Consider the following 14644-nt stretch of genomic DNA (forward strand, 5'->3'; position numbering starts at 1 on the left):
AGGAATCTTGGCGGGATTTATAAATAATTGGCGGCAATGAGTGACCTTACAGGTCGAAATCTCCTCGTTTTTTCCTGAAAAAATAGTCTTTGCTGGCATCGACCACTCGTGGTGCTAATAAAATAGTCCCGATCATGGTGGGAATTGCCATCATGGCAAACATGCCATCTATGACGTTTACAACGATATCGATTGTGGTAATGGATCCAAGAAAAATAGTTAACACATAAAAGTAATTGTAGTAGTGCTGCTTATCAGCACCTGCAAGAAAATTCAGGCATTTTGATCCGTAGTAGGAATAGGTAAACATTGTTGTAATACTGAAAATAAAAACACATAAAATCAGCAGATAAACACCCACTGTTGGTAGAGCTGTTTCGAAAGCAACAGCCGTCATAGTAATTCCGTCAACAGTATTATCTGTCCAGGCGCCGGTCATCAGGAGAGCCAGGGCTGTCATCGAACAGATTAAAATAGTATCGATGGCGGGTTCGAGCATACCTACGAGTCCCTCCCGCACAGGCTCAACCGTCTTGGCCGCCCCGTGTGCCATCGCTTCAGTTCCGATACCGGCTTCATTTGAAAATGCTCCCCGCCGAACCCCATTGGATATTACTACCCATAAAGCGCCCCCCGCAGCTGCGTTTCCGGTAAAAGCATCACTCACGATTAGTGCCAAATACCGGGGTACTTCAGTGATATTGGCAATCAGTATATATACAACAGTAAATACGTAAATGATTACCATAAGTGGAACCGCCCGGGAGGCAACACTTCCGATCCGTTTAATACCGCCAAATATCACAAGAGATACAAGTGTAACTAAAATAATCCCAACTATAATATCTGATAATCGAAATCCCTCAGCGGTTAACATTGAATCAGACAATATCATTGTATTATAACCAAGCAAAGAATGTTCAGCGATTACCGTATCCCGAACAATTTGGGTGAGCTGGTTAGCCTGGAATAATGGAGCGCAACCAATCAAACCGGCCAAACTGAAGAACATGGCTAATGGCTTCCACTTTTTGCCCAGACCTTCGGTAATATAATACATCGGTCCGCCCTGTACTTTACCATTGGTGTCTTTCCCCCTGTACATAATAGAGAGCGTACAGGTAAAAAACTTCGTTGCCATGCCAACAATTGCAGTAATCCACATCCAAAAAATGGCCCCGGGGCCACCCACACCAAGAGCAATGGCCACCCCACTGATATTTCCCATACCAATGGTAGCGGCCATTGTACTTGATAAAGCCTGGAAGTGGTTGATATCTCCCGGAGCGTTGGGATCGTCGTACTTACCGGTTAGGATTTCAACGCCGTGTTTAAAGTTTCTATACGGCATGAAACGGCTAAAAATCAGGAAGAAGATACCTCCGCCAACTAACAAAACCAGCATGGGGGTTCCCCACGCGTAATTCGCAAAAGTAACAGCAATCTGCTCTAATGTTTCCAGGAGACCAGGAGATTTAGTTTAATAATTCAGCGGACTTACTCATTCGTGCGAAGTGAATATAGTCAATCGCAGGCGGTTTAATATCACAATTTCTGAGAAAAAGTGAAATCTGTGCCCTGTGATGTTGTCCGTGAATAATCAAATGATTGCAAATCTCCCAAACTGTATTGTTGAAACTTGCACCGTTTGAATTTTGATAATGGATCTCCGTATTGAGGTCAACTTCATGGTCCGCAATAAAATCCATCCATTTCTGATTGGCTTTTCTTGCTTTACTTTTAAGGATCTCCAAATCGTGATCGTCCCAAATACCAACTTCATTTTCTGTTGAACTCTTGATGACTCGGCGGTACCAAATTTTTTGTGCATTAATAATATGCGAGAGAAGGGAGATACATGTTTCTTGTTCTTTGAATGGTGCGTTTTCTGTTACCAGATCTACCAATGTATTTGTGCACCACAAATCGAATTGGAACAGGTGCTGCATTTTTTGTCTTTCATCCATAATTATACTCTCAATTTATATTGCTATTCCATAATAACGTGAAATTCCGCTCAAAATAAATTGAACGGCTATTGCCAAAGCAATGAAGCCCATCAGGCGTGTCATAATATTCAGGCCGGTAGGCCCGATATATTTTGCCGAGATGGGTGCTAATCGCAGAATGCCATAAGTAATCAACACAACCAACACGATAGAGCCCCCGTTGATCAGGTAATCGGTAACACCGTCGGCTTGTGTTGCAAACCCTATGACAACCGCAATACTACCGGGGCCCGAAAGCAGAGGCAAGGCAAGCGGACTGAAAGATACATCCTCTTTTTGCATTGCTGCTACTTCATCCTCCTTTGTCAATTTTCTTCCGCTTGTCTCGGGATTCAGCATAGCATAAGCCGCTCTCATAATAATGAGACCTCCTGCAATCCGGATTCCAGCCAATGATATCCCAAAAAAGCTGAGGATAAATGTCCCTATCAGAAGAAAAGTGATAAGAACCCCTAACATATAGAAGCTCGCCTTTTTTGCCGTTTGAACCCGTTCTTCATCACTAAACCGATCTGTTAGTGATAAAAATACCGGCATAGCTGCTACCGGATTTACTACGGAAAAGAGTGATGTAAAACTTGCGAAAAGTAAACCTCCAATGCCCAACAAAGTAGATGTATGTTCTGGTATATTCTCTGCGATTCCTTCTAACATACTCTAAAGATAGAGATGATTATATCAATTTTGAACAGTGAATTTTAATAAATGCTCACCAAGTCTCCTGGAAAGTCCCAGGATGGTAAAAGTTGGAGAGTAGGATGGGCCTGTAGGAAAAACAGAAGAACTTGCTATAAACAAATTATCTGTTCCAAATACTTTACAGTTTTTATCTACAACTCCATTAAGTGGGTTATCCGCCATTCGGGTTGTACCCATTTGGTGGGCAGCATCGGTCATGTTTTCCAGGGAAGGTGGTTTATCACCAAATTCAAATTCCCCCATTCCGGCTTCATTTAAACGTGTTTCCAAAAGTTCAACTGTTTTAGAAATGGAGTTCCGATCCTGGTCTGTAAAACACCAGTTAACCTCTAATTTCCGCTGGCCTAAACTATCCAATTCATTTCCAAGTGTTACGCGACTCTCTTTTTGCGGAACCTGTTCTGTAACAAACTTTACACGATACTTTGAAACTACACCATTCTGATCCTTGATCGTAAATGGATTCAGCTTTAACCTTCTCTTCAATCTCTCTTTCCAATTTTCATAGACCGGCTTTAAATACAGCACGTGCTCAAGTAGCTGGTATTCACTCTGCGTTTTATCATCGAGGGCAAAACAGATTCCAAACCGGGGTTTTGGTTTGTATTGAAATTCTTTTGCGAACTTCTGAATGAGAGGTCCGGGCTTAAGAGTCCCCGTATGATGTTTGGGATGATCCGTATAATACCGACCTACCAGATCGTGCTCATTTCCAATTCCGTTGGGTAGCTGATTATCAGACAGCAATAATAGGCGGGCGGCCTCGAATGCTCCCGTTGCTAATATAAAATGCTTGCCTTGAACCGTTAATTGCTTTCCTTCAACCGATTTACACTTTACCTTTTTCACGCTGTTCAGTGAATTGCCCAATAATAATTCGACAGCCGTTGCACCTAATATCACATGCAGGTTATCCGATTTCTGCATTTCATCCCCGAATCGTTGGACTGTTCGGGTTGGCTTGTCTTCCCAATAAAAACTACTCAACTTTAATCCGGCCTTGTTGAGTCTCGATCGTAAATCAACAATTTCCGTCCTGAATGGTTCTTCCTCTAGATCCCCAAAATGATAATCCTTTGTGGCCGACCGATAATGTTCAAGGAGATCTTCAAATTCAATGGGCCAGCCGCTGTCAGGAATCCACTCTCGCCCGTCAAAATCAGAAGGCTGAAAAAATTTCCATTTGCCTGTCCAAACATTACTTGTTCCGCCAAACTGCCGCACCCGGCTCACTCCTCTTAAATGAGGCTTCAGGTATTGGTGATAATAGGAGTTAGGATTCATCTCACGATGTGGCTTACCTAAAAAATGAACCTCATTCAGTGCCTGTATTTTTGGGTTGAACTGTTCTCTGCCACTTTCCAACAAGATCACTTTTTTTCCATGCCGCGCCAGGAATGTTGAAATTTCAGCTCCTGCAATCCCGGAGCCGATAACTATCACTTCTCCCTTCGGTTTTTCTCCCTCCCTAAAATCAAGAATATCAGAAATCATATGCTGTCAACTAAAAATAAGCCCATATGGGAATATCACTTCAAATCCCATTGTTTATATTGAGATTGGATCAACTAATACAAATTATAACACTATTCGAACGATAGAATCTTTATTTTTTCCTCCTAACTTCAAAACTTTATCGAATGCATGAATAAAGAATCCATACTTCAACATGTCGAAAAAATTGTTCAAAACAACAGTGAACGTGATGAAAAACTAAAGGCAATTTGTGAACTGTTAGACCAAGAAATTGACCTGTTCGACTGGACCGGGTTTTACCTGGCCTCTGAGGAGGAGGAACGGATGCTGGTTCTTGGACCCTATGTGGGCGAAGAGACGGATCACACCAAGATTCCATATGGCAGAGGTATCTGCGGGCAAGCGGCCGAAACGCTCGATACGTTTGTGGTTCAGGATGTTAACCAAGCTGATAATTACCTGGCTTGCAGTATTCATGTTCAGTCTGAAATTGTGGTTCCGATTATGAAGGGTGATAAGTTTGTCGGCGAACTCGACATTGATTCTCACACGAAGGATGCTATCACTCCTGAGTTAAGAGAGTTGTGTGAAGGAATCTGCAAAAAAATTTCAGTGATCTTTTAGATTTTTCTCTCATGATCAGCTTTTCTTCAGTTTTGCTACTTATTCTTCTAACGAATTGCAAAAAATTTTAAAAGAACCAAACGTTTAAATTTCTTGTTCGTCTAAGGAACTAACCATCTGCCATTTGTAATAAGTTTTTAAAAATGGCAAAGATACTGTTAATAAATCGTGTAAAGGTTAATAGTTGCATGTAATGTGCGTACTATTCATCGCTGCAAGCTAACATGGAAATCAATCAAACTACATTAGACCGTTGAAAACACTCTATAAAAGTATTACAACTATCATCTTACTAACCGCACTTATCTCGTGTGGCGGAGGGGAGACAGAACAAACTCAATTCCAGGGATTTGGGAATTTTGGGGGACAAGAAGCTATTAGTGTAGAAGCTATGCCTGTTCAAAACAGTACCATCTCTGAGCAGGTAAGTGCTTTTGGGAATATCCAAACAGAAGACCTCATTGAAATTGTTCCACAGGTATCTAATCGAATTATTGAAATTCATGCAGACCTGGGCGATAATGTTAGCCGGGGACAATTGTTGGCCGAAATTTATGAAGCTCCATTCCGTGAAGCTGTTCAACAGGCAGAAGCTCAAGTCCGCCAGGCACGTGCAACCCTGGATCGCGACAGTACAGAACTGGGTCGGCAGGAGCAACTGTTTGAAAGGGATGTAATCAGCCGAGCTGAATATGAAACGGCACGAAGTACTTACCTGAACAGCCTGGCACAGTTTGAATCTGCTGAAGCCACACTGGCTCAGAGCCGGGAAGATCTGGAAAATACAGATATCGTTTCACCGGTTTATGGCGTTGTGTTGAGCCGGTCAGTTTCTGAAGGCGATCTTGCAACCACCGGAACCACGCTCTTTGAAATCGCAAACCTTACCGGGTTCGAAACGCGAGTGTTTCTGCCCATACAAGATTGGGAACGTATTGAGATCGGTCAGCCGGTATCGATGGCACTTTCCACCGCGGGAGACGGAATCGCCGAGGGAGTTGTATCGATGAAAAGTCCACGGCTGGATCCCACAACAGGGCTTGGCGAAGTGGTTATCTCTCTCACGAATACCTCTTCATCTGTGTATCAAGGTGCTTTGGTTCAGGCTCGTATCAATCTTCAAACTAAAGAAAATGTAGTTGTTATTCCGCGATCGGCTCTGGTTGAAAAAGTAGAGACTTACATTGAGCCAGAAACCGGAACCATCGAATTGCAGCGATCCTATTCTGCATTCGTAACCCAGGGAGACACTTCCGCCGTTCGGCGAGATCTAGAATTGGGTATTGAACAGGGAGATCGTATCGAGGTTATCAATGGACTTGAGCCCGGCGACCAACTCGTGGTTACAGGACAGCAAAGTCTTGAGGATGGGTCTCCGATTCAAATTGCGGGCAGCACACCCTCGCTCACTGCGGAGTCTGATACAACAAATACAGTGGGCAGTGAATCCAGGCGACCCGGTGGCGGTGCGGATTCTGAGCAGTCTGATACACAACAAGCCGAACAGAATTAAAGCATTGGTTTGATATGAATAATCTTCCAAAATTAGCAGTAGACAGGCCGGTAACTTTTTTGATGATCAGTATTATCCTGGTCGGGTTTGGCCTGTATGGGTTGAACAATTTGCGGCTGAACCTCTACCCGGACGTTTCCTTCCCGACAATTACCGTTTATACAACTTATGAAGGTGTTGCCCCCGAAGATATTGAAGCCCTCATCACCCGCCCCATCGAAGAACAGGTTGGAAGTATTTCGGGTGTGAGGCGTGTACGATCTCTTTCAAGCCAGGGATCATCAGTTGTAAAACTGAATTTCAATTGGGGTACGGATCTTTTTATTGCCGAAACTGAAGTCCGAAAACGGCTCGATATGATTCGGCGTACTTTGCCCGATGAAGTCGATCAGCCCATTGTGTTTTCTTATGATCCAAATGATGAACCGGTCATTGTATTGGCCCTGACTTCCAATACGCGAAGTCCGCGCGAACTTCGCACGCTTGCCACGCGCCAGATCGAGCAGCGAATTGAGCGTATTAACGGGATCGCTTCCGCTGAGACAGCCGGCGGATACGACAGGCAGATCAACGTGCGGCTGAGTAATGACCAGATGAGGCGTTACAATATTGACATTGCCACCATCTCCAGCCGCCTTCAGCAAGAAAATGTGCAGGTGCCGGCCGGCGAGTTAGTGGAAGGTGAAACGGTCTTCTCACTTCGAACCATCGGGGATTTCAGGAATATAGATCAAATTAAAAATAGCATTGTCGCTGTTACGGATGGTGGTAACCCGGTGTACCTCGACGATGTTTCCAATGTGGAAGATGGCATTGCACAACCGATTGGAAATGTTCGTGTCCAGGGAAACGAAGGCATAATTCTTAATATCTACAAACAGAGCGACAGTAATATTGTTACAGCAGCAAGTGGTGTTTTAGAATCACTTGGTGAGATTCGAAGCGTAATCCCTTCCGATGTAAATCTTGAAGTGCTTACTAACAGGGCTGACTTTATCAATATGTCCATCCAAAACCTGCTTTATACAGGTTTACAGGCCATCGCCTTGGTCATAATTATACTTCTGATTTTCCTGCGTAACGGTCGCTCTGCACTTATCGTAGCGATCTCAATCCCAATATCAATCATCGCCACATTCAGCATCATGGATCTCTCTGATGTGAGCCTCAATATCATTTCACTCTCGGGTTTAACTTTGGCTGTGGGCCTCGTAGTGGATAATGCCGTGGTTGTTTTGGAAAATATCTTCCGTTTCCGGGAGGAAGGGACTGACGGTAAAAAATCAGCTGTTTCGGGAGCACAGGAAGTTGCTTCACCCGTAATAGTATCAACACTTACCACACTTGTAGTGTTTTTGCCGATCTTGTTTGTTCCCGGAATTGCGGGTCTTCTTTTCCGTGATATGGCGCTCACGATATCCTTTGCCCTGATCGTATCTGTATTAGTGGCAATTACGCTGATTCCGGTACTCAGCTCAAGAATTTTCGATACTACTATTATCAACGCTGACAAGAAAGACCCTTCAAGCAATCTGCTGAAAAAGATTCTGGTTTGGAGAAGAAAAAATCTGTTTACCCGAATTGCATCTATTCCTCTCTTCCTGCTTTACGCCATAGCGTGGCCTTTTTTAAAGATTTGGGGATGGATTGCAAAAACATCAAAAAACTTCTTTAGCCAGCGAGTTGCCCCAACTTTAAGCAGAGCACTTGATCGACTCGAAAATACTTATAAAAACCACTTAGAAATAGCGCTATCAAGAAGCGGATGGGTGGTTGCCGGAGCCTTTGGCCTGCTATTTCTGTCATTGCCGATTTACTACATGCTTGGAGGAGAATTTTTTCCCCAGGTAGATGAGAACTTTATCATCCTTGAGGTTCAGCGAGAACCGGGCGTTAGCCTTCTTGAACTTGAGCGTACCATCAAGCAGGCTGAAATTATTATTGAAGATGAGGTCCCGGAAGCACGATTGATAGTTTCAGATTATGGTGATAAGACCGGAATCGAAGGCGCCGATAATCCGGGCGGTAACCAGGGACGAATACGTGTAGAGCTGGTGCCGATTTCTGAACGCGATCGTACTCAGATGGAGATTACAGATGATGTGCTGGATGAACTACGAATTGTGCCGGGAGCTAATATCCGCGAACTGCGTGAAGATCCACTCAGCCCCGATGGAGAAACCGGACTTATTGTTCAGGTTTTTGGGTACGAACAGACTGTGAAGAAAGAACTGGCTGAAGGCGTTATGAATGAGCTGACCAATATTGAAGGAATTGTAAGTGTATTCAGTTCTGCCGATCAGGGCCGGCCCGAGTTACGAGTGGAGATGGACCGGGAGCGAATCTCACGTGTGGGTATGACTACTTCGCAGGTAGCAAGTGCTCTCAGCAACGCCGTTCAGGGAGACATTGCTACCACATTTGTTGACCAGGGACTTGAATTTGAAGTACTGGTGGAAACGGCCGCAATCGATAAATCGAAATCCACCGATTTGCAGGAACTCCAAATCCAAACCCCCAACGGCGGATGGATGCCTTTGAAAAATCTCGCGAATATTCAGAGATATACAGGTCCATCTAACATACTGAGAATTAACCAGGAACGGATGGTTGAGGTTCAGGCTAATTTAGGAAATCTAGACCTGCAAACAGCCACAGAACTTGCCAGGCAGCAACTGGAGTCAATGGAGTGGCCTACGGGTTATCGCTATGAGCTTGGCGGTTCAGCCCAGGAACAACGGGAGTCATTTCAGTTTTTGCTTTATGCGTTTATTATCGCCGGTATTCTTACATACATGGTGATGGCCTCTATGTTCGAAAGCTTGGTTGAACCGTTCATTATTCTTGTTACCATTCCACTGGCTGTAACCGGTGTTCTGCTCATATTATGGATTACGTCCACCCCGGTCAGCGTTACCGCCATGGTGGGTCTTGTACTACTGACAGGAATTGTGGTGAACAATGGAATTGTAATGATCGACTATATCAAAATATTACAATCACGCGGACAGTCTCGTTATCAGGCCATCGTAAACGGTGCCAGTCGAAGGTTGAGGCCTATCTTGATGACAGCCTTTACTACGATTCTGGCGATGGTTCCGCTTGCACTGCAACTTGGTTCAGGTGCCGAAACCTGGAGCCCGATGGCACGATCCGTTATTGGCGGTCTTGCCATGTCTACGGTATTGATGCTATTTGCTGTACCCTGCATGTATTACATCATCAATAGTTTGGTAGAGAAAGCGGGCTTCGATTCAATACACAAAGAAGATCCACTCCATGAGTCGTTTAAAGATTAAGATTTAAGGTTTAGAAAAATGAAAAATATTACCATTACAGAAACAATTCTGAAGCGGCCCGTAACCGCCATCATGATGTCTTTGTTGCTTATCGGGTTCGGTGTATTTTCTCTTTCAAACCTGAAGGTTACACTTTATCCCACTTTCAATATTCCGGTGATGGGCGTGTCTGTAAACTATGCAAATGTGGCCCCGGAGGATATGCTTCAGCTCGTCGTAAAACCGGTGGAAGCAGCGATATCCGGTGTTGAAGGAGTGGAGACGTTAGAATCTAATGTGAGCCAGGGAAGTACCTTCATGATTCTCCGACTCCAGTCGGGTACAGATATTATGGTTACCGAACAAAAAGTTCGCGAAGCTGTTGAACGAATTCGTTCAGAATTGCCGAATGAAGCCAGCGAGCCAATCATTTTTCAGTTTGATCCCGACCGTTCACCGGTAATACGCCTAAGCGTGGAATCCGATGTATTGGGGCTGGATGAACTCCGAACCCTTGCAGTTGAATTCATTGAACCGCGCTTTGAACGGATCCCCGGAGTAGCCTCGGCAGATACCAGAGGGGGTCTTACACGAAACGTTTATGTAGATCTGAACCAGGAATCTCTCGCACGGCACAACCTCTTACCCCAGGATGTATTTCAGGCTATCTCACAAAATAATACACAAACCCCTATTGGAAACCTTGTAGCCGATCGAACCAGCTACAGCATACGGGCCGAATCGATGTACACGAACATCCAACAGATTGCCCAAACCATTGTAACAATTGAGAATGGTATTCCCGTCCGTGTTCGTGATGTAGCAAGTGTAGAAGACGGATATGAAAAGATTGAAAATATTGTAGAGATCAACGGTCGTAATAGTGTAACTGTTGAGGTTCAGAAACAATCTGACGCCAACACACTGGATGTTACACAGGCGGTTGTGGAGACTACTGGTGAATTTATGCCCGATCTGCCTTCCAGTGTCACCATGCAGGTGTTGAATAACGAGGGTCAGTTTATTGAAGACTCTGTATCAAACCTTGCCCAATCGGCTCTGATTGCATTGGTGGTGGTGGTCGTGATATTATTGATTTTCATGGGAGGGTGGAGAATTGCCTTTGTGGTTGCCATGAGCATCCCCGTTTCATTGACGGGTACGTTTGCTGCAATGTATGCTCTGGATATTACTCTGAACATCATCTCCATTACGGGGCTTGCTCTCGCGATCGGTCTTTTGGTTGATAACTCTATAGTTGTTTCAGAGAGTATTGCCGCTCACCTTGAAGCAGGTAAAGACCGGTTTGATGCAGCACTGAGCGGAACCAAGGAAGTGGGAGGCGCACTGTTGGGTTCTACATTGACAACCATTGCTGTATTCGTACCGATCCTGGGCGTCTCCGGTTTTGCAGGCACTGTAGCTAAAGACCTTGCATTAACCATCTCTATCTCCATTGCATTTTCATTCCTGGCGTCTATCATTTTAATACCGGTTCTGGCTTCCCTTATTTTAAAACGGGAAGAGTTTGTTAAGCATAGTTTTACCCTGAACTGGATGAAAACTCTCGAAAACCGCTACATCTCCATACTCGAGTGGATTTTAAAGAGAAAATATGTGATTGGGATTACCGTGTTATTGATTATCGGTGGGTCGTATTACCTGTTTACTGACATCCAAAAAGAGTTTTTCCCTGCAAGTGACCAGGGAACTTTTGAACTGGATGTAGAACTTCCCGCCGGAACCAAACTTGCGCGGACAGCCACCGTCCTCAGAGATTTTTCCGATCATCTTCTTGATGATCCGAATGTTCGAACAGTTATCAACAATATTGGCCGTGAAGGGTGGAGTACAGAACCCAATATTGGCAGTTTGAGCATTACACTGGTTGATAAATTTCAGCGTGATCAAACGACAACCGAAATTGCTACGAGATTACAAGGCGAGCTTGAAGAACCTGACATAAAAGTTGAGCTTGATAATCTGGGTGGCGGAGCTCCGGGACGAGGTTGGGGAAATAGTGGGATCCGGGTTAGCTTGATTGGACCTGATATGGATGTGCTGCAACAGCTCACACTTCGCCTTGAACAGGCATTAATCGACGATCCGAATGTAATGTCTGTAAGTAATCCACGATCAAGACCGGAGCCTAAGCTGGTTTATGATATTAATAAAGAGAGAATCAATCGTGCCGGTTTTTCTCCCACAAATGTTGCTACACAACTTGGCATCCAAACCCGCGGAAACCGAGCCGGATATTATCGCGACCAGGGACGTGAAATTCCGATTATGGTACAACTCCAGCGCGACCAATTTCAAAGCAGGGAAGATCTCTTTTCACTTGAGCTGGCTCAATTTGAAGATCAGCGAATACCTGTTTTGGCTCTTGGTGATTTCTCCGTTGAAGAGGGACTCAGCCGAATAAGCCGGCGTGATCGGGAAACACTCCTGGACGTCAGTGTGATGGTTCGGGGTGATATGGAGGAGTATCGGCAAAAAATTATCAATGTCCTGGATAATGAAATCGCTATGCCCGATGGTTATCGATATGCATTTACAGGATCTCTTTTTGATCAGCAGGAAAGCAGCAGAGAAATTCTTATTGCTGCAATTCTGGCTCTGCTTTTAACATATATGGTAATGGCCTCCATTTTTGAGAATTTACGTGATCCTTTTATTGTGATGTTCTCAGTTCCATTGGCCTTTTTTGGATCTCTCGTATTCCTGTTTATGACATCCACATCTCTGAGTGTACCCGCATATATCGGAATTGTACTGCTGATTGGGATTGTGGTTAACAATGGAATTGTACTGGTCGACTTCATCCACCAGAATACACGTGGTAAAGATGATGAGACGGATTATCTGGAACTGTTCCTCGAGGCCTGCCAGCGACGAATGCGACCTATTCTGTTGACAGCCCTCACTACGATCTTCTCCATGATTCCACTTGCACTTGAATTCGGTGCCGGTTCCGAAACGTGGAGTCCGCTTGCCAGGTCAGTCATCGGGGGACTCGCATTTGCAACCGTCCTGACTCTTTTTGTAGTACCTGCGGTAGTTGTATCGATCTCCAAGAAGCGCAGAAAGAGTGTAAAAGAGGCGTTTAAGCTGAAAGATTCTCAAAGCTGATTAAACTAACTTACTCGTACCGAAGGGCCGCTTTCGGTATAAAACACCTGTAAGCACTGGGTTATATTCTAAACTTAAATTGTGGAAGGTACTTTTCATTTTCACTCAAAAGCCAGAGCCATGGAATGAATCTCCTGCATGCTCGATGGATTTAATAGAATCCTATAACTCTATCTCCTTCCGTAGTGAGCTTGCAGCACTTTCCACCTTCTCCTGTAATTTTTGTGCTAAATCCTTTCGGTCTGATGAACGGACAGTTTCCCTGCTGTATACCACATGGCAATTGATCTCTTTATTTCCAGCAAGCTTAAAGACGTGCTTATGAAACGGATCGCGGGCGCCGTAGAAACAAACTGTTTCATCTGCAGATGGATCACCTTCTGAAGTCTTGTATTGAATGACAGAAAAGTGAACCGGGATTGAGGCCGAAGCCGGATAATTTAAAAGAGAAGACCGAAAAGGGAGTACGCGATCTCCACCCGTTGTTGTGCCCTCGGGGAAAAGCACAATACCCTGGTATTTATTCAAACTTTTTGACAGCAATTCATTCACACGGGTTACATCTCTTTTGATAGAACGATCTACAAAAATTACCCCCGTATATTTCACCATTGGGCCTAACAGGGGCCAGGATTCCACGGCTTTTTTTGCTACAAACGTGCAGTTCATGTTGATGAACATTGGCACAATATCAATATAACTAAGGTGATTAGAGACGAGAATGAATGGAGCTTCAGGAGGTGTGCCTTTTACGTGAAACCTAATACTTAGAATCCTTGCAACCGTCTTCGACCAAAAACGCATGTAAAGGTTTCTCCACGCTTCATAAGATAAGCCAAACAAACGTAGCGGCAGATAGATGGCAAAATACCCGGTATATGATAGCAGTGTAAAGAAAATCAGAAGAGATACTTTTACACTTGCGCGAAGATTTCTCATTGCAGATTCATTAATCGACTTTCTAAAAATAGATATGGCTAATCTAGTTCTTTAAGAAAGGGAAAAACAGCTTTATCCAAAAAACAATTTCCGGGTTTCATCGGATATCGCTTCTACGTCAAGTAAAATAACGAAGTGTAACAGATTCAGGTCCCGATCATATGAAGGCCCTCCACAAACCGTGCATCCCACATCAATATAGTTTTGAAAAAGCGGCGGAATGTCGATCTCATCTGTTCTTGGCATATCATCATTCCATTCAAGCTCATAGCCTTCACGCGGTTCTATATGATACTCGGGATGAAGAATATTTTCCTTTTCCAGGTGCTCCAGTGTTTGAAGGGCAACATGTGGCTTCTTTGATTCGAGGGCGGCATATCCAAACAGGTATCTTTTTTTAAAGTGCTCAAGATAACCGGCAAGCCCTTTCCAGAGCAGGAATAAAACACGTCCGCTCCGGTGCTCTTCACTAATGCATGCTCGACCAACTTCAACGGCATTTTTGAGCACATCTTCGGGCAAATTATTTAAACGGAAGCGCACATCCGTCGTAAATCCCTTTCCTGATTGCGCCTGTTCATAACTTTGTAACCGATAGGTACCGATAATACTACCTGATTCATTATGTACGACGATCAGATGATGTGCCTGGTCATCGTATTTATCCCGGTCAATTCCATTCTCAAATATGAAGTTTCGATCCAGCTCACCTTTAAAAATGTTGTAACGAAGCCGTTGCGCAGCTTCTACCTCCTCTTCCGTTTTGGCAAATTTAATTGTATATCGACGGCTGGCAACATCTGAGATTACGTGATCTTTAACTAACAAAATTTAAATCCATTATTTTAATTTGATAACGCACCTAAAGTATTTTAACCATTTTACCGATCATTATGAAGTCGGTAAATGACTGTCAAAATACGATTTTTTTAACCCAACAGGGATAAAAATTCTAAAGAAATCAATTTATAAAA

The 14644-nt window shown here is 44.0% G+C and carries 10 protein-coding genes; 4 read left to right on the forward strand and 6 right to left on the reverse strand.

The genetic code is table 11. From position 1 onward, the window contains the following. Nucleotides 1-46 precede the first annotated feature (46 nt). From L6773_RS00500 to L6773_RS00515, 4 genes are read right to left on the reverse strand one after another with little or no spacing between them, the layout of a single operon-like run. A complete protein-coding gene (locus L6773_RS00500; protein WP_500809305.1) occupies nt 47-1462 on the reverse strand; it encodes an alanine/glycine:cation symporter family protein in 1416 nt (471 codons plus the stop codon). A gap of 13 nt (nt 1463-1475) precedes the next feature. Then, a complete protein-coding gene (locus L6773_RS00505; protein WP_237851873.1) occupies nt 1476-1967 on the reverse strand; it encodes a DinB family protein in 492 nt (163 codons plus the stop codon). Between the two features lie 15 nt (nt 1968-1982). After that, on the reverse strand, nt 1983-2663 hold the full coding sequence (locus tag L6773_RS00510) for a MarC family NAAT transporter (protein ID WP_237851874.1): 681 nt from the start codon (nt 2661-2663) through the stop codon (nt 1983-1985). A gap of 24 nt (nt 2664-2687) precedes the next feature. Beyond that, nucleotides 2688-4202, reverse strand: coding sequence for a GMC oxidoreductase (locus L6773_RS00515; protein ID WP_237851875.1), 1515 nt, complete (start codon nt 4200-4202; stop codon nt 2688-2690). Nucleotides 4203-4352: 150 nt separating this feature from the next. Between L6773_RS00515 and L6773_RS00520 the strand changes: the two genes are divergently transcribed. The 4 genes from L6773_RS00520 to L6773_RS00535 all read left to right on the forward strand — a co-directional run bounded on the left by L6773_RS00520 (nt 4353) and on the right by L6773_RS00535 (nt 12731). After that, nucleotides 4353-4808 carry a GAF domain-containing protein gene (locus tag L6773_RS00520; RefSeq protein WP_237851876.1) on the forward strand — a complete coding sequence of 152 codons (456 nt, stop codon included), beginning with the start codon at nt 4353-4355 and terminating at the stop codon, nt 4806-4808. Nucleotides 4809-5061: 253 nt separating this feature from the next. Then, the gene (locus tag L6773_RS00525) at nt 5062-6321 is read left to right on the forward strand and encodes an efflux RND transporter periplasmic adaptor subunit (RefSeq protein ID WP_237851877.1); all 1260 of its coding nucleotides are present in this window, start codon (nt 5062-5064) and stop codon (nt 6319-6321) included. Between the two features lie 14 nt (nt 6322-6335). Continuing rightward, nucleotides 6336-9620: an efflux RND transporter permease subunit gene (locus tag L6773_RS00530; protein WP_237851878.1), complete on the forward strand. Its 3285-nt coding sequence runs from the start codon at nt 6336-6338 to the stop codon at nt 9618-9620. 18 nt (nt 9621-9638) lie between these two features. Next, nucleotides 9639-12731: an efflux RND transporter permease subunit gene (locus L6773_RS00535; protein ID WP_237851879.1), complete on the forward strand. Its 3093-nt coding sequence runs from the start codon at nt 9639-9641 to the stop codon at nt 12729-12731. A 162-nt stretch (nt 12732-12893) separates the two neighbouring features. Here L6773_RS00535 and L6773_RS00540 read toward each other — a convergent pair whose 3' ends face one another. Then, nucleotides 12894-13670, reverse strand: a complete 777-nt coding sequence (locus L6773_RS00540) for a lysophospholipid acyltransferase family protein (RefSeq protein WP_237851880.1) — start codon at nt 13668-13670, stop codon at nt 12894-12896. 72 nt (nt 13671-13742) lie between these two features. Then, entirely contained in the window at nt 13743-14498 is a 756-nt protein-coding gene (locus L6773_RS00545; RefSeq protein ID WP_237851881.1) for a GNAT family N-acetyltransferase, read from the reverse strand. Nucleotides 14499-14644: the final 146 nt, after the last annotated feature.

The organism is Rhodohalobacter sulfatireducens (assembly GCF_022012475.1).
Classification (GTDB): Bacteria; Bacteroidota; Rhodothermia; order Balneolales; family Balneolaceae; genus Rhodohalobacter; species Rhodohalobacter sulfatireducens.